Origin of the sequence: Streptomyces sp. Y20 (genome assembly GCF_043195475.1) — a bacterium.
GTDB lineage: Bacteria > Actinomycetota > Actinomycetes > Streptomycetales > Streptomycetaceae > Streptomyces.
The window spans coordinates 27,399-47,714 of record NZ_JBIDDP010000009.1; the positions used below are offsets into that span (position 1 = coordinate 27,399).

The 20,316-nt window shown below is 72.3% G+C and carries 17 protein-coding genes; 8 read left to right on the top strand and 9 right to left on the bottom strand.

The window, feature by feature from the left end; translation table 11 throughout:
• Positions 1 to 5 precede the first annotated feature (5 nt).
• From ACGFT1_RS22790 to ACGFT1_RS22805, 4 genes are all read right to left on the bottom strand, one after another.
• Positions 6 to 1,676, bottom strand: coding sequence for an alkaline phosphatase (locus ACGFT1_RS22790; RefSeq protein ID WP_373910785.1), 1,671 nt, complete (start codon positions 1,674 to 1,676; stop codon positions 6 to 8).
• An 80-nt stretch (positions 1,677 to 1,756) separates the two neighbouring features.
• Positions 1,757 to 2,569: a thioredoxin domain-containing protein gene (locus ACGFT1_RS22795; RefSeq protein WP_373910786.1), complete on the bottom strand. Its 813-nt coding sequence runs from the start codon at positions 2,567 to 2,569 to the stop codon at positions 1,757 to 1,759.
• 102 nt (positions 2,570 to 2,671) lie between these two features.
• The gene (locus ACGFT1_RS22800) at positions 2,672 to 3,355 is read right to left on the bottom strand and encodes a hypothetical protein (protein ID WP_373910787.1); all 684 of its coding nucleotides are present in this window, start codon (positions 3,353 to 3,355) and stop codon (positions 2,672 to 2,674) included.
• 67 nt (positions 3,356 to 3,422) lie between these two features.
• Positions 3,423 to 4,748, bottom strand: a complete 1,326-nt coding sequence (locus ACGFT1_RS22805; protein ID WP_373910788.1) for a DUF2252 domain-containing protein — start codon at positions 4,746 to 4,748, stop codon at positions 3,423 to 3,425.
• A gap of 237 nt (positions 4,749 to 4,985) precedes the next feature.
• On the opposite strand from ACGFT1_RS22805, the gene dnaE reads away from it, so the two are divergent.
• Positions 4,986 to 8,525 carry a DNA polymerase III subunit alpha gene (dnaE, locus tag ACGFT1_RS22810; RefSeq protein ID WP_373910789.1) on the top strand — a complete coding sequence of 1,180 codons (3,540 nt, stop codon included), beginning with the start codon at positions 4,986 to 4,988 and terminating at the stop codon, positions 8,523 to 8,525.
• Positions 8,526 to 8,604: 79 nt separating this feature from the next.
• On the opposite strand, the gene ACGFT1_RS22815 is transcribed toward dnaE, so the two are convergent.
• Positions 8,605 to 8,784, bottom strand: a complete 180-nt coding sequence (locus ACGFT1_RS22815; protein WP_361984704.1) for a hypothetical protein — start codon at positions 8,782 to 8,784, stop codon at positions 8,605 to 8,607.
• Positions 8,785 to 9,008: 224 nt separating this feature from the next.
• Here ACGFT1_RS22815 and ACGFT1_RS22820 point away from each other — a divergent pair, with 224 nt between their 5' ends.
• From ACGFT1_RS22820 to ACGFT1_RS22835, 4 genes are all read left to right on the top strand, one after another.
• Positions 9,009 to 10,232: an NYN domain-containing protein gene (locus ACGFT1_RS22820; protein WP_373910790.1), complete on the top strand. Its 1,224-nt coding sequence runs from the start codon at positions 9,009 to 9,011 to the stop codon at positions 10,230 to 10,232.
• A gap of 123 nt (positions 10,233 to 10,355) precedes the next feature.
• The gene (locus ACGFT1_RS22825) at positions 10,356 to 11,369 is read left to right on the top strand and encodes an ABC transporter ATP-binding protein (protein ID WP_373910791.1); all 1,014 of its coding nucleotides are present in this window, start codon (positions 10,356 to 10,358) and stop codon (positions 11,367 to 11,369) included.
• Between the two features lie 65 nt (positions 11,370 to 11,434).
• Entirely contained in the window at positions 11,435 to 12,256 is an 822-nt protein-coding gene (locus tag ACGFT1_RS22830; RefSeq protein ID WP_373910792.1) for an ABC transporter permease, read from the top strand.
• A 34-nt stretch (positions 12,257 to 12,290) separates the two neighbouring features.
• Positions 12,291 to 12,959, top strand: coding sequence for an AAA family ATPase (locus ACGFT1_RS22835; RefSeq protein WP_373910793.1), 669 nt, complete (start codon positions 12,291 to 12,293; stop codon positions 12,957 to 12,959).
• A 55-nt stretch (positions 12,960 to 13,014) separates the two neighbouring features.
• On the opposite strand, the gene ybaK is transcribed toward ACGFT1_RS22835, so the two are convergent.
• The 4 genes from ybaK to ACGFT1_RS22855 all read right to left on the bottom strand — a co-directional run bounded on the left by ybaK (position 13,015) and on the right by ACGFT1_RS22855 (position 17,084).
• Complete coding sequence (gene ybaK, locus ACGFT1_RS22840) at positions 13,015 to 13,512, bottom strand: Cys-tRNA(Pro) deacylase (RefSeq protein ID WP_373910794.1); 498 nt, start codon at positions 13,510 to 13,512, stop codon at positions 13,015 to 13,017.
• Between the two features lie 18 nt (positions 13,513 to 13,530).
• The gene (locus ACGFT1_RS22845; protein ID WP_373910795.1) at positions 13,531 to 14,271 is read right to left on the bottom strand and encodes an LON peptidase substrate-binding domain-containing protein; all 741 of its coding nucleotides are present in this window, start codon (positions 14,269 to 14,271) and stop codon (positions 13,531 to 13,533) included.
• Between the two features lie 11 nt (positions 14,272 to 14,282).
• On the bottom strand, positions 14,283 to 15,335 hold the full coding sequence (locus tag ACGFT1_RS22850; RefSeq protein ID WP_373910796.1) for a hypothetical protein: 1,053 nt from the start codon (positions 15,333 to 15,335) through the stop codon (positions 14,283 to 14,285).
• A 171-nt stretch (positions 15,336 to 15,506) separates the two neighbouring features.
• Positions 15,507 to 17,084, bottom strand: a complete 1,578-nt coding sequence (locus ACGFT1_RS22855) for an oxidoreductase (protein ID WP_373910797.1) — start codon at positions 17,082 to 17,084, stop codon at positions 15,507 to 15,509.
• 210 nt (positions 17,085 to 17,294) lie between these two features.
• Here ACGFT1_RS22855 and hisD point away from each other — a divergent pair, with 210 nt between their 5' ends.
• The 3 genes from hisD to hisB are packed head-to-tail and all read left to right on the top strand — an operon-like array spanning position 17,295 to position 20,316.
• Positions 17,295 to 18,620 carry a histidinol dehydrogenase gene (hisD, locus tag ACGFT1_RS22860; RefSeq protein WP_373910798.1) on the top strand — a complete coding sequence of 442 codons (1,326 nt, stop codon included), beginning with the start codon at positions 17,295 to 17,297 and terminating at the stop codon, positions 18,618 to 18,620.
• Positions 18,617 to 19,726: a histidinol-phosphate transaminase gene (locus tag ACGFT1_RS22865; protein WP_373910799.1), complete on the top strand. Its 1,110-nt coding sequence runs from the start codon at positions 18,617 to 18,619 to the stop codon at positions 19,724 to 19,726. The genes hisD and ACGFT1_RS22865 overlap by 4 nt, the downstream gene beginning before the upstream one ends.
• Complete coding sequence (gene hisB, locus ACGFT1_RS22870) at positions 19,723 to 20,316, top strand: imidazoleglycerol-phosphate dehydratase HisB (protein ID WP_356820800.1); 594 nt, start codon at positions 19,723 to 19,725, stop codon at positions 20,314 to 20,316. Before ACGFT1_RS22865 ends, hisB begins: the two co-directional genes overlap by 4 nt.

Sequence of the window (20,316 nt, forward strand, 5' to 3'; positions counted from 1 at the left end):
AGGGGTCACACCGGGTCGTAGGTCCGCTCGATCTTCTGCGTGCCGCTGCGGGTCCGGTAGGAGCGCGCCCAGGCGGACGTGGCACGCGCGTCGGTGCGGTCGGACAGGACGTAGTAGTCCATCTGCGCGCGGTCGGCGGTGATGTCCAGCACACCGTAGCCGTGGCGGTCGGTGTCCACCCAGTGGACGTGCCGGTTGGCGGCCTTGATGACCGGTGAGGCGACCGCGGAGACCGTGCCCTCGGGCACCTTCACGATGTCGTCCAGGTTGTCGGAGGTGACCGAGGTCACCACGAACTCGGTGGCCGCCGACGCCGACAGCGGGTAGGTGCCCGCGTCCACCGGCACGTCGTTGGCCCAGGCCATGTGGATGTCACCGGTCAGGAAGACGGTGTTGCCGATGGCGTTGGAGCGCAGGTGGGCCAGGAGTTCGCGGCGGTCGTCGGTGTAGCCGTCCCACTGGTCGGTGTTGGTGGCGATGCCCTCCTGCGGCAGCCCGAGCAGCTTGGCGAGCGGCTTGAGCAGGTCGGCGGTGAGGGAGCCGAAGGAGAACGGCGAGATCATCACCGAGTTGCCGACCAGCCGCCACCGGGTGTCGGAGGCCTTCAGCCCGGCCTTCAGCCAGTCGAGTTGGGCGCGTCCGGTGAGCGTGCGGTCCGGGTCGTCCACCGAGCCGCTGGCCGTGGACGCCTGCTGGGAGCGGAAGGAGCGCAGGTCCAGCAGGGACAGGTCGGCGAGCCTGCCGAAGCGCAGCCGCCGGTAGGTGGTGCCGGCGACGGCCGGGCGGACCGGCATCCACTCGAAGTAGGCCTGCTTGGCGGCGGCCTGACGGGCCACCCAGGTGCCCTCGGTGCCCTCGGTGTGGTTGACCGCGCCGCCCGACCAGGCGTTGTCGGCGAACTCGTGGTCGTCCCAGATCGCGATGACGGGCGCCTTCAGGTGCAGGGCCTGGAGGTCGGGGTCGGTCTTGTACTCGGCGTGCCGGATGCGGTAGTCGGCGAGGGTGAGGATCTCGTTGGCCGGGGCGTGCGGGCGGACGACTTTGCCGCGGGCGGCGTACTCACCGGACTTGTACTCGTAGATGTAGTCGCCGAGGTGCAGCCAGGCGTCCAGGTCGTTGCGGGCGGCGAGATGGCGGTAGGCGGCGAAGTAGCCCGCCTCCCAGTTGGCGCAGGAGACCACGCCGAAGCGCAGCCCGGGCACGTCGGCGTCGGCCGCCGGCGCGGTACGGGTGCGCGCCACCGGGGAGTCGGTGCCGCCGGCCGAGAACCGGAACCAGTAGTCGGTGGCCGGTACCAGGCCGCGGATGTCGGCCTTCACGGTGTGGTCGGAGCCGGCGGTCGCGGTGACGGAGCCCTTGGCGACGATGTCCGTCAGCGCCCTGTCCTTGGCGACGACCCAGCTGACCTCGGTGTCCGGGCCGGTCCCGGAGCCCGGTATCGCCTCCGGGACCGGGGTGACGCGGGTCCACAGCAGTACGCCGTCGGGCAGCGGGTCACCGGAGGCGACGCCGTGCAGGAAGGCGGGGGCGTCCGTGGCGGCGCGGGCCGGGAGGGCGGCGGCGAGCGGGCCGGCCAGGACAGCGGTCGCCGCCGCGGCCTTGACGACCGTACGGCGGCGGGGGAACGGTGTGCCGAGGCGCTGAGCGTCCTCGGATGATCTGTATCGACTGGTCACGGACGATCAGGCTACTGATCAGTACGCGCGAGAGTGGGCGAACTCGCGAAAGTTCGCCCACTCTTCGGCCGGGCGTCGGCTCAGCCCTTGAGGGCCGCTCCGAGCGCGGTGTCGAAGTCGGCGACGGTCATGGGGGCGCTCTTGCCGTCGGGACCCGTCAGGGTCTTGCCGTTCATCTTCAGGGTCGGGGTGCCGGAGACGCCGTCCTTGTCGAAGACCTTGGACTCCTCCAGCGCCCACCGGTCGTAGGTGCCGTCCTTCACGTCCTTGCGGAACGCCGCGTTGCCCTTCAGCGCGGGGACGGTGTCGGCGACCTTGATCAGGTAGGCGTCGTCCTTGAACTTGTCCGTGGTCTCCTCGGGGTGCCACTTCTTGGAGTACAACGCGGACTTGTACTCGAGGAAGGCCTCGGGGCTGACGTTCAGCGCCGCGCCCAGGGCGCTGAGCGCGTTCTTGGAGCCTTCGCCGGGCAGGCTCCGGTCGATGAAGGTGGCGCCGACGAACTTGAGCTTGAACTTGCCGGCGTCGAGGTCCTTCTTCACGGTCGGGCCGACCGTCTGCTCGAACGCCGCGCAGACCGGGCAGCGCGGGTCCTCGTACATCACGAGGGTCTTCCCGGCGCTCGCCTTGCCGACGACGACGGTCGTGCCGTCGGCACCCGTGGTGTGGGCCGGCTTGACGAGCTTGTCGTCCTTCGCGGCCTCCCAGTACCCGGGCTTGTTGTTCTGCACGACGGCGTAGCCGATGCCGCCGGCCGCGGCCAGGACGGCCACGACCGAGGCGGCCACGATGGTCTGCCGCCTGGCCTTGTCGCGCTTGGCCTGCCGCTCGCGCTCCTGGCGCAGCCGCTCCCGGGCCGCCGTCTTCGCCGTCTGGCTGTTCCGCTTGCTCATGCTGGTGATCTCCATGGGGGACGCGCACCCGTCGTACGCGGGACGCGGGTGGGGGACCGGTCGTTGTCCGGACGCCGTCGGCCGCGCGGGAGCCGGGGTGGCTCAGGCGAGGGCCGCGGCGGGGGAGCGCGGCGGTCCACGCCGTCCCAGGGAGTGCGTGAGGAGCCGGTCACGGGCCGCGCTGCGGGTCGGCGCCGGGCGGGGCGCCCGGCGGGCCGGCAGCGCCCGTACGGTGACCGCGGCCACCGCCAGCAGCAGCGGCCGGAACGTGGTGCCGGCCACCGCGTACAGCAGCTGGGCCAGGGCCCGCTCGCCCCGGCGCAGCCAGGCGGCGGCCAGCAGGCCCACGCCGATGTGCGCGGCGAGCAGCAGCCAGGCGGCGGCCGGGCCGGCGTGGGCGAGCAGGGCGCCGGCACGGTCGCCGCCGGTCACCCGGACCAGCGGGGTGCCCATCCGGCCCCCGCACAGCACGTCCAGGCCGACCGCGCGCAGCGGGCCCGCGACCGGGCCGCCCGCCCGGCCGTAGCAGGCGTGCTGGCCGGTGGTGAACACCGTGTCGGCGGCCAGCTCCAGCGGGACCAGCAGGGCCGCGATCCGGCCGAAGCCGCGCTCACGGCCCGCCAGCGCGTAGGCGGTGCCGAACACCCCCGCGGCGACCGCGGCCACGCCGGCCGACGGCAGCGGGGCACGGGACAGCAGCACGTGCGACGCGGTGCCGAGCGTCACGACGAAGGCCGTGAACAGCGCCGCGCGCACGGCTCTGAGCTGGGTCCCGGATGTGTCCATAGCGAGAGCAGAGTCTGTCACGTACGCGGGTAAGAGACCCTTAAAGGATGCCTGTGAATCCGCGGCGTCACAGCCCCGGGATCCGGCCGTTGCGGAACAGGTCCACGAAGATCTGGTGATCGGCACGCGCGCGTGCGCCGTAGCTGTGCGCGAAGTCCACCAGCAGGGGCGCGAAGCCCTCCTCGTCGGCCGCGAGCGCCGCGTCGATGGCCCGCTCGGTGGAGAACGGCACCAGGGACTCGCCGGACTGGTCGTCCGCCGCCGCGTGCATGGTGGCGGTGGCCCGGCCCAGGTCGGCGACGACGGCCGCGATCTCCTCGAAGTCGTCGATGTCGCCCCAGTCCAGGTCCACCGCGTACGGCGAGACCTCGGCGACCAGCTGACCCGCGCCGTCCAGCTCGGTCCAGCCCAGCCAGGGGTCGGCGTGTGCCTGGAGGGCGCGCTGGGAGATCACCGTGCGGTGGCCCTCGTGCTGGAAGTACTCCGCGATGGCCGGATCCGTGATGTGCCGGGAGACGGCCGGGGTCTGCGCCTGCTTGATGTAGATCACCACATCGTTCTCCAGGGCGTCGCTGTGGCCCTCCAGGAGGATGTTGTACGACGGCAGCCCCGCCGAGCCGATGCCGATGCCGCGCCGGCCCACGACGTCCTTCACCCGGTAGGAGTCCGGGCGCGCGAGGGAGGAGTCCGGCAGCGTCTCCAGATAGCCGTCGAAGGCCGCCAGGACCTTGTAGCGGGTGGCCGCGTCCAGCTCGATGGAGCCGCCGCCGGGGGCGAAGCGGCGCTCGAAGTCCCGGATCTCGGTCATCGAGTCCAGCAGGCCGAACCGGGTCAGCGAGCGGGCGACACGCAGCGCGTCGAGGAGCGGGCCCTGCGCGGTGTCCAGCGTGAACGGCGGCACCTCGTCCCGCTTCGCCCCCGTGGCCAGGGCGTGGACGCGCTCGCGGTAGGCGTCGGCGTAGACCGTCACCAGCTCGGTGATCTGCTGGTCGCCGAGCGCCTTCGCGTACCCGATGAGCGCGATGGAGGCCGAGAAGCGCTTCAGGTCCCAGGTGAAGGGGCCGACGTAGGCCTCGTCGAAGTCGTTGACGTTGAAGACCAGGCGGCCGTTGGAGTCCATGTACGTGCCGAAGTTCTCCGCGTGCAGGTCGCCGTGGATCCACACGCGCGAGGTGCGGTCGTCCAGGTACGGACCGCCGCGCTTCTCGGCGTCGAGATCATGGTAGAAGAGGGCCGCCGTGCCGCGGTAGAAGGCGAAGGCCGAGGCCGCCATCTTGCGGAACTTCACCCGGAACGCGGCCGGGTCGGCGGCCAGGAGCCGGCCGAAGGCGGTGTCGAAGACGGCGAGGATCTCCTCGCCGCGCTGCTCGTCGTTGAGCTGGGGGACCGACATCGCGGGGTGCCTCCTGGTGCGGGACGGGTGGTGCGTGTAGGGCGGGAACGCGTACGACGGCGCTTCCGCCGTCTCCAACGGGCGACGCCACGCGGGAGTGCCCGGTTCCCCGCACGAAGGTACGCGGACGGGGCCCGCGCGTGTCAGTGCGGGGGCATAGACTTCGACGCTGTCCCCCTGACCGTCCACAGCCCGTGGGACACCCGTCGACGCACGTTTGCCCTGGAGGCTCGAACCGTGTCAAAGCCGCCCTTCACGCACCTGCACGTCCACACCCAGTACTCGCTGCTGGACGGTGCCGCGCGGCTCAAGGACATGTTCCAGGCCTGCAACGAGATGGGCATGACCCATATCGCCATGTCGGACCACGGCAACCTGCACGGGGCGTACGACTTCTTCCATTCCGCGAAGAAGGCCGGAATCACCCCGATCATCGGGATCGAGGCGTATGTCGCCCCCGAGTCCCGGCGCAACAAGCGCAAGATCCAGTGGGGCCAGCCGCACCAGAAGCGCGACGACGTCTCCGGCTCCGGCGGGTACACCCACAAGACGATGTGGGCGGTGAACCGGACCGGTCTGCACAACCTCTTCCGCCTGTCCTCCGACGCGTACGCCGAGGGCTGGCTGACGAAGTGGCCCCGGATGGACAAGGAGACCATCGCCCGGTGGTCCGAGGGCATCGTCGCCTCCACCGGCTGCCCCTCCGGCGAGGTGCAGACCCGGCTGCGCCTCGGCCACTTCGACGAGGCGCTCAAGGCCGCCGCCGACTACCAGGACATCTTCGGCAAGGACCGGTACTTCCTGGAGCTGATGGACCACGGCATCGAGATCGAGCGCCGGGTCCGCGACGGCCTGCTGGAGATCGGCCGGAAGCTCGGCATCCCGCCGCTGGTGACGAACGACTCGCACTACACGTACGCGCACGAGGCCGGCGCCCACGACGCCCTGCTGTGCATCCAGACCGGCAAGAACCTCTCCGACCCCGACCGCTTCAAGTTCGACGGCACCGGCTACTACCTGAAGTCCACGGACGAGATGTACGCCATCGACTCCTCGGACGCCTGGCAGGAGGGCTGCGCCAACACGCTCCTCGTCGCCGAGATGGTCGACACCGCCGGCATGTTCGAGAAGCGCGACCTGATGCCGAAGTTCGACATCCCCGAGGGCTACACCGAGGTCACCTGGTTCAAGGAGGAGGTCCGCCGCGGCATGGAGCGCCGCTTCCCCGGCGGCATCCCCGAGGACCGCCAGAAGCAGGTCGAGTACGAGATGGACGTCATCATCCAGATGGGGTTCCCGGGCTACTTCCTCGTCGTCGCCGACTTCATCATGTGGGCCAAGAACAACGGCATCGCGGTCGGCCCCGGCCGAGGCTCCGCGGCCGGCTCGATCGTCGCGTACGCCATGGGCATCACCGACCTCGACCCGATCCCGCACGGCCTGATCTTCGAGCGGTTCCTCAACCCCGAGCGCGTCTCCATGCCCGACGTCGACATCGACTTCGACGAGCGCAGGCGCGTCGAGGTGATCAGGTACGTGACGGAGAAGTACGGCGCCGACAAGGTCGCCATGATCGGCACGTACGGCAAGATCAAGGCCAAGAACGCGATCAAGGACTCCGCGCGCGTGCTGGGCTACCCGTACGCGATGGGTGACCGGATCACCAAGGCCATGCCCGCCGACGTGCTCGGCAAGGGCATCGACCTCAACGGCATCACCGACCCCGGCCACCCCCGGTACTCGGAGGCCGGCGAGGTCCGCGCGATGTACGAGAACGAGCCGGACGTGAAGAAGGTCATCGACACCGCCAAGGGCGTCGAGGGCCTGGTCCGGCAGATGGGCGTGCACGCCGCCGGCGTGATCATGTCCAGCGAGACCATCACCGAGCACGTGCCCGTCTGGGTGCGGCACACCGACGGCGTGACCATCACGCAGTGGGACTACCCGAGCTGCGAGTCGCTCGGCCTGCTGAAGATGGACTTCCTCGGCCTGCGCAACCTGACGATCATGGACGACGCCGTCAAGATGGTGAAGTCCAACAAGGGCGTCGACATCGATCTGCTGAGCCTCCCGCTCGACGATCCGACGACCTTCGAACTGCTCCAGCGGGGCGACACCCTCGGCGTCTTCCAGTTCGACGGCGGCCCCATGCGCTCGCTGCTGCGCCTGATGAAGCCCGACAACTTCGAAGACATCTCCGCCGTCTCGGCTCTCTACCGTCCCGGCCCGATGGGCATGGACTCGCACACCAACTACGCGCTGCGCAAGAACAAGCTCCAGGAGATCACCCCGATCCACAAGGAGCTGGAGGAGCCCCTCGAAGAGGTCCTGGCCGTCACCTACGGCCTGATCGTCTACCAGGAGCAGGTCCAGAAGGCCGCCCAGATCATCGCCGGCTACTCGCTCGGCGAGGCCGACATCCTGCGCCGCGTGATGGGCAAGAAGAAGCCCGACGAGCTGGCGAAGAACTTCACCATCTTCCAGGCCGGCGCCAAGCGGAACGGCTACAGCGACGAGGCCATCCAGGCCCTGTGGGACGTGCTGGTCCCCTTCGCCGGCTACGCGTTCAACAAGGCGCACTCCGCCGCGTACGGCCTGGTCTCGTACTGGACCGCCTACCTCAAGGCCAACTACCCCGCCGAGTACATGGCCGCCCTGCTGACCTCCGTCAAGGACGACAAGGACAAGTCGGCGGTCTACCTCAACGAGTGCCGCCGCATGGGCATCAAGGTGCTCCCGCCGAACGTCAACGAGTCCGAGTCCAACTTCGCCGCCCAGGGCGACGACGTGATCCTGTTCGGCCTCTCCGCCGTCCGCAACGTCGGCACCAACGTCGTCGAGTCGATCATCAAGTGCCGCAAGGCGAAGGGGAAGTACTCCTCCTTCCCGGACTACCTGGACAAGGTGGACGCGGTGGTCTGCAACAAGCGGACCACGGAGTCGCTGATCAAGGCCGGCGCCTTCGACTCCATGGGGCACACCCGCAAGGGCCTCACGGCGCAGTACGAACCGATGATCGACAACGTGGTCGCGGTCAAGCGCAAGGAGGCCGAGGGGCAGTTCGACCTCTTCGGCGGCATGGGCGAGGAGAGCAGCAGCGAACCCGGCTTCGGGCTGGACGTGGAGTTCTCCGCCGACGAGTGGGACAAGACCTATCTGCTCGCCCAGGAGCGGGAGATGCTCGGCCTCTACGTCTCCGACCACCCGCTGTTCGGCCTGGAGCACGTGCTGGCCGACAAGGCCGACGCGGGGATCGCCCAGCTCACCGGCGGTGAGCACGCGGACGGCGCGGTCGTGACCATCGGCGGGATCATCTCCGGCCTCCAGCGCAAGATGACCAAGCAGGGCAACGCCTGGGCCATCGCCACCGTGGAGGACCTCGCCGGCTCCATCGAGTGCATGTTCTTCCCCGCCTCCTACCAGCTGGTGTCGACGCAACTCGTCGAGGACGCGGTGGTGTTCGTCAAGGGCCGGCTCGACAAGCGCGAGGACGTGCCCCGCCTCGTCGCCATGGAGCTGATGGTCCCGGACCTGTCCAACGCCGGCACCAACGCGCCGGTGATCCTCACCATCCCCTCGGTGAAGGTGACCCCGCCGATGGTCAGCCGGCTCGGCGAGATCCTCAGCCACCACAAGGGCGACAGCGAGGTCCGCATCAAGCTCCAGGGCCCGCGCAAGACCACCGTCCTGCGGCTGGACCGCCACCGGGTCAAGCCCGACCCGGCGCTCTTCGGCGACCTGAAGGTGCTCCTCGGCCCGTCCTGCCTGGCCGGCTGAGGTCCCCCGGCGTCAAGGGGCGCACCCGCGACGGGTGCGCCCCTTTCGTGTACCCGGGCTTCAACTGCCCTTTCGCCCTTTAGTTGTGGCCGAAGCGCTTCTGCTGCTTGCGGGCGACGTCCGCCGGGCTGCCCGGTATGCCCGCCATCGAGGACTCGGGCTCCTCCGCCGGCGGACGGTGCGTGCGCTCGTGGGTCTGCTCGGCCTGCGGGCCACGGTTCTGCGGGCCGGCCTGCTTGCGGTTCTTGTTCTTGGCCATGCTGATCTGCCTCCTGCGAGGGGTCTGGGGCCAGGGACGGGTTCAGACTCACATACGCTGACATCAGGCGCATGTCGGATAATTACCGTGTGTGACAGGGCGGATGGGCGCCCGGGATCCGCAAACGCCACGCCGAAGATCGAGTTCCGGCCGTTAACCCCCGCGCGGTCGGGCAGACTCGAGGGAAGTCCGGAGCAAAGCCTCCCGGGAAGAGGGTGAGTCGCGTGGACCGCTGCATCGTCCTGGTGGACGCCGGGTATCTGCTGGGCGCCGCCGCCAGCCTCCTCGCCGGTGAGCCCTCACGGTCCCGGATCACCGTCGACCACGCCGCCCTGATCCAGGCGCTGCGCGACCGCGCGGAGTTCGACACCGAACGTCCGCTGCTGCGCATCTACTGGTTCGACGGCGCCCCCGACCGCGTCCCCCAGCCGGAGCACCGCCGGCTGCGCGTGATGCCCCGGGTCACCGTCCGGCTCGGCGCCCTCACCCGCAGCGACGGGCGCTGGGCCCAGAAGGGCGTCGACGCGGCCATGCACGCCGAGCTGACCGAGCTGGCCCGCAACCGCGCCTGCTCCGACGTCGTCCTCGTCACCGGCGACGGCGACCTGCTGCCCGGCATGATGGCCGCCAAGGAGCACGGCGTCGCCGTCCACCTCTGGGCCGTCCAGGCCGCCGACGGCGACTACAACCAGTCCGAGGACCTGGTGGCCGAGGCCGACGAGCGGCGCGTGCTGGACCGCGCCTGGATCACCCAGGCCGTCCGCGCCAAGGAGCTGACCGGCGTCTGCGCGCCGCCGCCCGTGCCCCGGCCGGAGATCGCCGCGATCCTCTCCGCGCCGCTGCCCGAGTCGGCGCCGTCCGCGGCCACCGAGCGCTCGGCCGAGCGGAGCGACCGCCCGCCGGCCACCGGCGGGACGGAGAACGGCGCACAGGAGCGGATGTCCGCCGCCAGGACCGTACCGACCCCCAAGGACCTCGCCGCGCTGCGCGCGCCCGGCGCCCAGCCCGCGCAGCAACCGCCGACCGCGACCCTGCGCTGGTCCTCCGACAAGGGGTGGGTCGACCGGCCCGGCGCGGTCACGGAGCCGCCCGAGGTCGCCTCCATGCCGACGCTCGCCCAGCTCACCACGGCCGAGCAGCGCTGGGCCGACCGGGAGGAGGACATCACCACCGTCGGGGGCGACCCGTACGAGGTGGGGCAGGTCTTCGCCCGCCGCTGGATGTCCCGGCTCGGCGGCGAGCAGAGCCATCTTCAGCGGCTGTCGCAGATGTACCCGCGGATCCCGCACCGGATCGACGGGGAGCTGCTGCGCTACGCGGCGCGGTTCGGGCTGCTGGCCCACAAGGACGACCAGATCGACGAGCACGACCGCTACGCCATCCGGGCGGGTTTCTGGCGGGAGGCCGGTGTTCCGGCGGCCACGGAGAGCACGCCCGCGGCCGACTGACGCGACGCGTCCCCGCCGGGGACCGCGGCCGTCCCGCCGACGGCGGCGCGGTCGTGCCGCGGTGACCGGGAGAAGCGGCCCCAAAGGCGAGTAAAGGCCCCCGACCCCGTACCCTCGTCCCTTGTGAGTACGCGCGCGGCACAGGCACTTCGGTACGACGAGGTCGTACGCGTGCGCGGGCTCGGCAAGACCTACCCGGCCGTGAAGGGGCGGCGGGGCGCCCCCGCCACCCCCGAGCTGCGCGCCACCGACGGGGTCGAGCTGGACGTGCGGGGCGGGGAGATCTTCGGGCTGCTCGGACCGAACGGTGCCGGCAAGTCCACGCTCGTACGGCAGCTGACCGGGCTGCTGCGGCCGGACACCGGAAGCGTGGAGATCCTCGGGCACGACATCGTGCGCCATCCCGAGCGGGCCGCGCGGCTCCTCGCGTACCTGGGCCAGGAATCCTCCGCCCTGGACGAGCTGACCGTCTCCCTCGCCGCCGAGACCACCGGGCGCCTGCGCGGCCTGGACGTCCGGCGGGCGCGGGCCGAGCGGGACGCGGTACTGGACGAACTGGGGCTCGCCCCGATCGCCGGGCGGGCGCTGAAGAAGCTGTCCGGCGGCCAGCGGCGGCTCGCCTGCCTCGCCGCCGCCCTCGTCGGGGAACGGCCGCTGCTCGTGCTGGACGAGCCGACCACCGGCATGGACCCGGTGGCCCGGCGCGCGGTGTGGGCGGCCGTGGACCGGCGCCGGGCCGAGCGCGGCACGACCGTGCTGCTGGTCACCCACAACGTCATCGAGGCCGAGACCGTGCTCGACCGGGTCGCCGTGCTCGACCGGGGACGGGTCATCGCCTGCGACAGCCCCGCCGGACTCAAGGCGCGGGTCGCCGGCGAGGTCCGGGTCGAGCTGGTGTGGCGGGAGCGGGCGCCGCTGGAGGTGCCCGAGGTCGCCGTCCTGCGCGAGCGGGCCGTGGAGTCCGGCCGGCGCTGGACGCTCCGGCTCGTGCCCGAGGAGGCCCGCGCCGTCGTCGCCACGGTGACCGGCGGAGCCGCCTTCGCCGCCCTGGACGACTTCACGCTCGCCACGCCCAGCCTGGAGGACGTCTACCTGGCGCTGGGCGGCGCGGCCCGGCAGGGACTGGTGAGGGCATGAGCGGCGCAGGCCGGGCTGTGCGTACGGGTCCGCACGACCGCCGTGGGGAAGGGGAGCAGCTCGCCGTGAGTGTCGTACCCGCCGAGGTGGTGCCGGGCGGCGCCCGGGTTGGACCCGGGACGGCGCCCGGCCCGGCCGAGCTGGGGCCGCCCGCGCGGCTGTGGCCGTCGCTGGCGGCCGTCTACCGGGCGCAGCTGTCCCGGGCCCGGGTGGCGCGGATGCCTCTGCTGTTCGTGGCCACCTTCCAGTCCGTCGGGATCACCGTGATGATGCGGGGGGTCGTCGACAGCGGCGGCGAGGCCCAGTCCGTGGTGGCCGGGTCGTCGGTGCTGGTCGTCGCGTTCGTCGCGCTGAACCTGCTGTCCCAGTACTTCGGGCAGCTGCGGGCCAGCGGCGGACTAGACCACTACGCCACGCTGCCGGTGCCGCCGGCCGCCGTGGTGCTCGGCGCCGCGGCGGCGTACGCCTCCTTCACCGTGCCGGGCACGCTGGTGACCGCCGTCTTCGGGTGCGTGCTGTTCGGACTGCCGCTGTCCAACCTGTGGATCCTGCTGGCCGTCATCCCGCTCGCCGGGGCCGCGCTGGCCGGGCTCGGCGCCGCCTGCGGCCTCCTCGCACCCCGGCCGGAACTGGCCACACTGCTGGGCCAGCTGGGTATGTCGGCGGCGCTGCTGCTGGGCGTGCTGCCGGCCGACCGGATGCCCCAGATCGTACGGCTGGCCCGTGATCTGCTGCCCTCGACCTACGGCGTGGAGGCGTACGCCCGGACGTTCGGGGCGCACCCGGACTGGGCGGTCGTCCTCGTTGACCTGGGCGTGTGCGCGGGTGTCGGAGTGGTCTCGCTGGCCGTGGCGGCCCGGGCGTACCGCAGGGCCGCCGTCCGGTGACGCGCCGCGCGGCGCGACCTGGCACGATGTCAGGGTGACCGCACCGCTGACTCCGCCTCCGCCCCCGCACGACGACTCCCCGCACCAGGTACGGCAGGCCCCGCCGTCCGCCGGGGCGCCGGGCGCGGGTCCGTACGAACAGGACGGCCCCGGGATGAAGACGGAAGTACGGGAGGCCGCCGTGATCACGGTGGCGGTGGCGCTCGGCGGGGTGCTGCTGGGTCTGCTGTGGTGGTGGCTGGCGCCGCACGTGCCGCTGGTCGGGGACGCGATCGGCAAGAGCTGGGTCGTCTACCTCAAGGACACCGAGGGCGAGCAGGCCATCGGAGTGGACGGCACGTTCGCGCTGCTGGGACTCGCCTTCGGGCTGGTCGGCGCGGTGGTCGTCTTCCTGCTGCGGCGGCGCGGAGGCGTGCCGGTCGTGGTGGCACTGGGTGTGGGCGGGCTGCTCGGCTCGCTGCTGGCCTGGCGGCTGGGCGTGTGGCTGGGCCCCGGGTCCGACGTGCTCGCACGCGCGCAGGCCGCGGGCAAGGGGGTGACGTTCCCGGCGCCGCTGAAGCTCGGGGCGAAGGGCGCGCTGCTGGCCTGGCCCCTGGGCGGCGCGCTGGTGCATCTCGCGCTCACGGCGCTCTTCGGCCCGCGGGATCCCGAGCCGGAACTCTTCGGCCCGCAGGACCCCGAGCCGCCGCACCCGCACGCCTGACCGCGACGCTCCGCCCGGTACGCCCCCGGCCCCGGGGCGCGGGGGCCCGTTCCCCTCAGCCCCTGCCGATGGGGGCCAGGACCGCCTCCGTCAGGTCGGCCAGGTCCTGCGGGGCCAGCTCCACCTCCAGGCCGCGGCGGCCCGCCGAGACGCAGATCGTGGGATGGGACCCGGCCGAGTCGTCGAGGACCGTCCGGAGCCTCTTGCGCTGGCCGAGGGGGGAGATGCCGCCGCGGACGTAGCCGGTGGTGCGTTCGGCGAGGGCGGGGTCGGCCATCGTGGCGCGTTTGCCGCCGACCGCCGCCGCGAGGGCCTTCAGGTCCAGGGAGCCCGCCACCGGGACCACGCCGACCACCAGGGAGCCGTCCACGTCGGCGACCAGGGTCTTGAAGACCCGGTCGGGGGAGACGCCCATCGCCTCGGCCGCCTCCTGGCCGTAGGAGGGGTGGGACGCATCGTGCGCGTAGGCGTGGACCGTGAAGTCCACGCCCGCAGCCGTCAGGGCCACCGTCGCGGGTGTGCCCCCGGCCTGCTGCTTCTGCTTCTTCGCCATCGAAAGTGCCGGTCCTCCTCAGTTCAGACTGGTCGGCGCCCGCGTCAGCTCGAACGCCGGCAACGACGGCAGGCTACGGATGATGGACGTCTCCGCGCGAAGGAGTTTCAGCTCGTCCCGGAGCCGGGACGCGGTGTCCGGCGCCTGGAGCAGGCGCTGCTTGGTCGGCGTGTCGTGCACCATCGCCGCCGCCACGAGGTACGACACCACGCTCGGGTCGTCCGGCAGCTCCGCCCCCGAGGACAGGGAGCGCTCGCGGGCGCCCGCCAGGCGCTTCTGGTACTGGCGGAAGGACCGCAGGACGCCCTCCGCCAGCGCCCCGGCCTCGTCGCCGGGCTCCTCCGGCAGCTCCTGGAGTTCCGCGGTGAGGAACGGGCCCGAGGCGTCCACGGACAGCAGGCGGACGCGGGTCGTGCCCGTCGCCAGCACCTCGAACGTGCCGTCGGACCGCTCCCGGACGGTCGCCGCGTCCGCGATACAGCCGACGCTGTGGAAGGCGCGGACGAGGTCGGGGCCGAAACCGGCGGACGGGCCGCGTTCGGGCTCGGCCGTGGGATCCGGCATGCCGGGGGCGCTGGGCGCGACCTCGTGGCCGTCGCGGACGGCCACGACGGCGAACCGGCGCGCTTCGTCCTCGGGGGTCTTCAGCAGCTCGCGCATCATGGCGCGATACCGCTCCTCGAAGACGTTCAGCGGCAGCACGAGCCCGGGGAACAGCACCGAGTTCAGCGGAAAGAGCGGGAGACGGACGGTGGTCACGGCGCCCCAGCCTAGTGGTCGTCGGCGCGGACGTGTCCGCCGTGCTCGCCGAGGGGGTCCCCGGGTGCGGTGATCAGCCCGGCGGGGAGGGGCCGCGGCCCCTGCGTCAGCAGGTGCTCGCGCAGCCGCAGGAAGTGGCCGAGCGGGTCGTCGGAGAACCGCTCCCAGGGGAAGGAGGTGGCGTACGGGCCGATCAGCCGCAGCTGGGTGCGGGCGTCCTCCCGGCGGTCCAGGCGCAGCAGGACGTACAGCAGTTTGTTGCGGACCTCGGCGGGCCACGGATCGGCCTCGGGGAAGTGCCCGGAGAGCCCGATCGCCCGGTCGGCCGCCGCGTCCAGCCGGGCGCGTGGTACCTCGGGGCCGCAGCCGTCGGTCAGGTAGCCGAAGGCCGCGCGGGCGGGCAGGGCCTGCACGAGCGAGTCGGCGGGGGCGTCCTGCGCGGCCCGGTCGGCGAAGTCGAAGCACGCGTGGTGCGAGCCGTGCCAGGAGGCGGCGAGGTAGCGCAGGGCGGCCACGTGACAGCCGTAGTGGTGCGGGGCGCGGCGGACCGCGGCCTCCCACAGCTCCTCGAAGTAGCGGTGACCGGCCCGTGAGCCTCGCGCGTGGTCCAGCGCGATCCGCCAGGGCACCGGGTCGCGGTCGTCGGCGCGGGCGGCGGCGGTGATGTGCGGGCTGACCTCGCGCAGCAGTTCGGCGCGGGCCGGCGAGGGCCAGGCGCGGTCCACCGCCAGCTGGGCGCCGACCAGGAGCGCGCCGGGGTCCTCGGGGGCGGCGGCGCGCCACTCCTCGTACCACTCGGGGCGTGAGCGGGCGAAGGCGGCGAGGCGGCGCGTGTACCGGTCCCGGTTCTCCCACTCGGCGGCGGCGCGGGTGGCGGCCAGCAGGCCGGCCGCGACGGCGTACTCGCCCCGCCCTGCGGCGACCAGCGCGGGCGAGAGACGGTCGTCGGGCGCGTCGAGCACCGTCTCGTCCCCGGCCGGCGGCCGGCCGGACGGGCGCGCGGGGCGTTTGGCCATCCGGGTGGGGCGGATGAACGAGGGCAGCAGAGCCATGGTGCCGACCATTGAAAGTCCGCAGGTCCCGGCGGCGCCAGAGGGTCCGGGCAAGTCGGCGAAAGTTGTACGTCGGCGGGTCAAGGGCCCGTAAAGGATGAATGTTCAAGTTGTGTGCGTCCGGGTCCGGAGGTGAAGGACGGGTGTCGATGCCCCGGGTGCCCGGCGTGTCGCGTCGCGGCCTCAGCTGCGCCGCAGCAGCCGGGTCGCGCCCGCCGCCACCGTCGTCGCCAGGATCCAGCCGAGCAGGATCATCACCGCCGCCAGCCACTGCCAGCCGCCGTGCAGCTGCCACTGGCCGACCTGCCCGAGGTCGATCACCGGCAGCAGCAGGTCCAGCGTGAACAGCGCCGGGCTCCACGCCGGATGGCCGCCGGGGTTCACCGGCGGATGGGCCGCGTGCGCGAACGCCAGTGTGCCCGCCGCCCACAGCACCGTCATCCACACCGCCGCCCGGCCGGGCCGGTAGCCGTAGGCGACCGCCCAGTCCTGGACGTGGCCCCACAGCTTGCCCGCCAGCGGCAGCGTCTCGCGCCGCCGGCGCTGCTTGGCGAGCAGCACCTCGCGCGCGTCCTCGTCCTCCCCGGCCGCGCGCAGCACCGCGGCCAGCCGCTCGTACGGCTCCGGGGCGTACTCGGCGGTGGCCGCCGACACCCAGTCCAGGCGCCGGGTCAGCGGGAACGGGCCCTGCGGCACCAAATTCTCGTAGACGAACCCGCCCATGTGCAGGTTCCCCTCGTCCGGCCAGCTGCTCGCGCGGTCCACCAGGTTCACGATCCGCGCCCCGGACAGCACCACCTTGCCGCGCTCGGGCCGGTCCCCGAGGAAGCGCAGCTCCGGCGTCTGCACCCGGCGCAGCGACAGCTCCTGGTCGTCGGTGAAGGTGAAGCGGGCCCGCTCCAGGTCGACAGCGTCCCCGAACCGCCCGTCGTCCAGCCGCACCCCGCCCCGGCACTCGAAGCGCTGGATGCGCGTCCCGCGCGCGGGTGTCGTGCCGCTCAGCAGCGGGCTGCCGACGCCGGCCGGGGTCAGGTACAGGGTGCGCTCGACCGTCAGCTGGGGGGCGTTCAGGGCCAGCCTGGCGTACGGATTGGCCAGTTTCGCGCCGCGCAGGCTGAGCGACACGCCGACCTTGGCGCCGCGCAGGCTCAGCTCGCCGTGCGACTCCAGCAGCTCGGCCTGGAGGTCCTGGCCGACGGTCATGCCGTCCGCCGCGATCGAGCGGCCGCTGCGGTCCCGGTACACGATCGCCTGGTTGAGCAGCAGGTCGGTGCCGATGTGGGCGTCGGTCAGCCGGACCCCGTTCTGGAAGCGGCAGCGTGGCAGGTGCAGGTCGCCCTCGGTGTGCACCCGGGCCGCCTCCAGGCGCGGCACCGAGCAGTCCACCAGGCGCACGGTCGTGAACCGGGCCTCCGGCAGCCGGACCTCCTCGTCGAACCGGCAGCCGGTCAGTTCCAGGTACGGCGTGACCTGGCCGCCCGCCAGGTCCAGCGTCCCGGTGATCCGTACGCCGGCGAGCTTCAGCGCGGACACCCGGCCGGCGAGCGCCGGCGGGCCGTCCAGCAGCAGCCAGCACACGATGCGGGCCCGCACGGTGCGCTCGGGGCCCCACGGATGACCGCCGTGCGGGTCGTCCACGATGGCGTCTGCGCTGCTCAGGTCGTAGACGCTGCCGTTGCGGAAGGCCTGCCACATGCCGGCCTCGGCCGCCGTCAGGTCGTCCGGCAGGTCCCCGGCGCGGATGCCGGTTTCCTCGGTCACCGTTGTCCTCTCGCGGTCCGGTCCGGGTCCAGTGGTTTCGTACAGCCGTTCATGCCCGGTGAGTGACCCTCGGAACACAGCAGGTGAACGGGATCTTCCGGGTTCCGGCCAGCCTATGTACCAGCCATTGGCCCGCCATTGGCCCGTGTTCTGTATCAGCCATTGATACGCGCGGACGACTCCCGACGCCGGTCTGAGAGAATTGGGACTGTGATCTCCCGAATCGATCTGCGCGGCGACGCCCTTCCCGAGGGCCCCGCCCTGCGCGACCTGCTGCCCCGAGCCGACTTCGACGTCGCGGCCGCCCTGGAGAAGGTGCGTCCCATCTGCGAGGCCGTGCATCATCGTGGCGACGCGGCGCTGATCGACTTCGCCGAGAAGTTCGACGGAGTACGGCTGGAATCCGTCCGTGTCCCGGCCCGGGCGCTCACCGAGGCGCTCGACGGCCTCGACCCGGCCGTGCGCGCCGCTCTGGAGGAGTCCGTCCGCCGCGCCCGCCTGGTCCACCGCGCGCAGCGCCGGACCACGCACACCACCCAGGTGGTGCCCGGTGGCTCGGTGACCGAGAAGTGGGTGCCGGTCGAACGCGTCGGGCTGTACGCGCCCGGCGGCCGGTCCGTCTACCCCTCCTCCGTGATCATGAACGCCGTACCCGCCCAGGAGGCCGGCGTCGGGTCCATCGCGCTCGCCTCCCCGCCGCAGGCGGAGTTCGGCGGCCTCCCGCACCCGACGATCCTCGCCGCCTGCGCCCTGCTCGGCGTGGACGAGGTGTACGCCGCGGGCGGCGCCACCGCCGTCGCGATGTTCGCGTACGGCACCGAGTCCTGCCCGCCCGCCAACATGGTCACCGGCCCCGGCAACATCTGGGTCGCCGCCGCCAAGCGCTACTTCACCGGCAGGATCGGCATCGACGCCGAGGCCGGCCCGACGGAGATCGCGATCCTCGCGGACTCCACCGCCGACCCCGTGCACGTCGCCTCGGACCTGATCAGCCAGGCCGAGCACGACCCGCTCGCGGCGGCCGTCCTCGTCACCGACTCCGCCGAGCTGGCGGACGCGGTGGAGAAGGAGCTGGAGCCGCAGGTCGCGGCCACCAAGCACATCGAGGACCGGATCGTGCCCGCGCTGAAGGGCCGGCAGTCCGCGATCGTCCTCGTCGACGGCGTCGAGGAGGGCCTGCGGGTGGTCGACGCGTACGGCGCCGAGCACCTGGAGATTCAGACGGCCCGGGCCGCCGAGGTGGCCGACCGCGTGAAGAACGCGGGCGCGGTCTTCATCGGCCCCTGGGCCCCCGTCTCGCTCGGCGACTACGCCGCCGGGTCCAACCACGTCCTGCCCACCGGCGGCTGCGCCTGCCACTCCTCGGGCCTGTCCGTCCAGTCGTTCCTGCGCGGCATCCACATCGTGGACTACACCAGGGAGGCGCTCGCCGAGGTCGCCCACCACGTGGTGACGCTGGCGGAGGCGGAGGACCTGCCGGCGCACGGCGCGGCGGTCAAGGCGCGGTTCGGATGGAAGGTTCCGGCGGACAAGTGAGCTTCGGCATCGACGACCTCCCGGTACGGGACGAGCTGCGCGGCAAGTCCCCCTACGGCGCGCCCCAGCTGGACGTGCCGGTACGGCTGAACACCAACGAGAGCCCCTACCCGCTGCCCGGCCCGCTGGTCGAGCGGATCGCGGAACGGGTGCGGGAGGCGGCCCGCGACCTGAACCGCTACCCCGACCGGGACGCGGTCGAGCTGCGCACCGAGCTGGCGAGGTACCTGACGAGGACCGGCGGGCACCCGCTCGGCACCGAGAACGTCTGGGCGGCCAACGGCTCCAACGAGGTCATCCAGCAGCTGCTCCAGGCCTTCGGCGGACCGGGCCGTGCGGCTCTCGGCTTCGAGCCGTCGTACTCGATGCACGCCCTCATCGCGCGCGGCACCAACACCGGCTGGATCCCCGGCCCGCGCAACGAGGACTTCACCCTCGACCCGGCCGCCGCGGAGCGGGCGATCGCCACGCACCGGCCGGACGTCGTCTTCATCACCACCCCCAACAACCCCACCGGCAACGCCGTGCCGGCGTCGACCGTCGTCGCGCTGTACGAGGCGGCCCAGCGGGCGAAGCCGTCGATGGTCGTCGTGGACGAGGCCTACGTCGAGTTCAGCCACGGCGAGTCGCTGCTGCCGCTGCTGGCGGACCGCCCCCACCTGGTCGTCTCCCGCACCATGTCGAAGGCGTTCGGCGCCGCCGGGCTGCGCCTCGGCTACCTCGCCGCGCACCCCGCGGTCGTCGACGCCGTCCAGCTCGTACGCCTGCCCTACCACCTGTCGGCGATCACCCAGGCGACCGCCCTGGCCGCCCTGGAGCACACCGACACGCTGCTGGGCTACGTCGAGCAGCTGAAGGCGGAACGGGACCGGCTGGTCACCGAACTGCGCGCGATGGGCTACGAGGTCACCGAGTCCGACGCGAACTTCGTGCAGTTCGGCCGCTTCGAGAACGCCCACGACGCCTGGCGGCGGATCCTCGACCGGGGTGTCCTGGTCCGGGACAACGGCGTACCGGGACGGCTGCGGGTGTCCGCCGGCACTCCGCGGGAGAACGACGCGTTCCTCGACGCGGTACGGGACTTGAAGAAGGAGTTTGAGGCATGAGCCGCATAGGACGCGTGGAGCGCACCACCAAGGAGACCGCGGTCCTGGTCGAGATCGACCTCGACGGCACGGGACGGACCGACATCGCCACCGGTGTCGGCTTCTACGACCACATGCTCGACCAGCTCGGCCGGCACGGCCTGTTCGACCTGACCGTGAAGACCGACGGCGACCTGCACATCGACTCCCACCACACCATCGAGGACACCGCCCTCGCGCTGGGCGCCGCCTTCAAGCAGGCGCTCGGCGACAAGGTGGGCATCTACCGCTTCGGCAACTGCACGGTCCCGCTGGACGAGTCCCTCGCCCAGGTCACCGTCGACCTGTCCGGCCGCCCGTACCTCGTGCACACCGAGCCCGAGAACATGGCGCCCATGATCGGCGCGTACGACACGACGATGACCCGGCACATCCTGGAGTCGTTCGTCGCCCAGGCGCAGATCGCGCTGCACGTGCACGTGCCGTACGGACGCAACGCGCACCACATCGTGGAGTGCCAGTTCAAGGCGCTCGCCAGGGCGCTCCGCTACGCCAGCGAGCGCGACCCGCGCGCGGCCGGCATCCTCCCCTCCACGAAGGGCGCCCTCTAA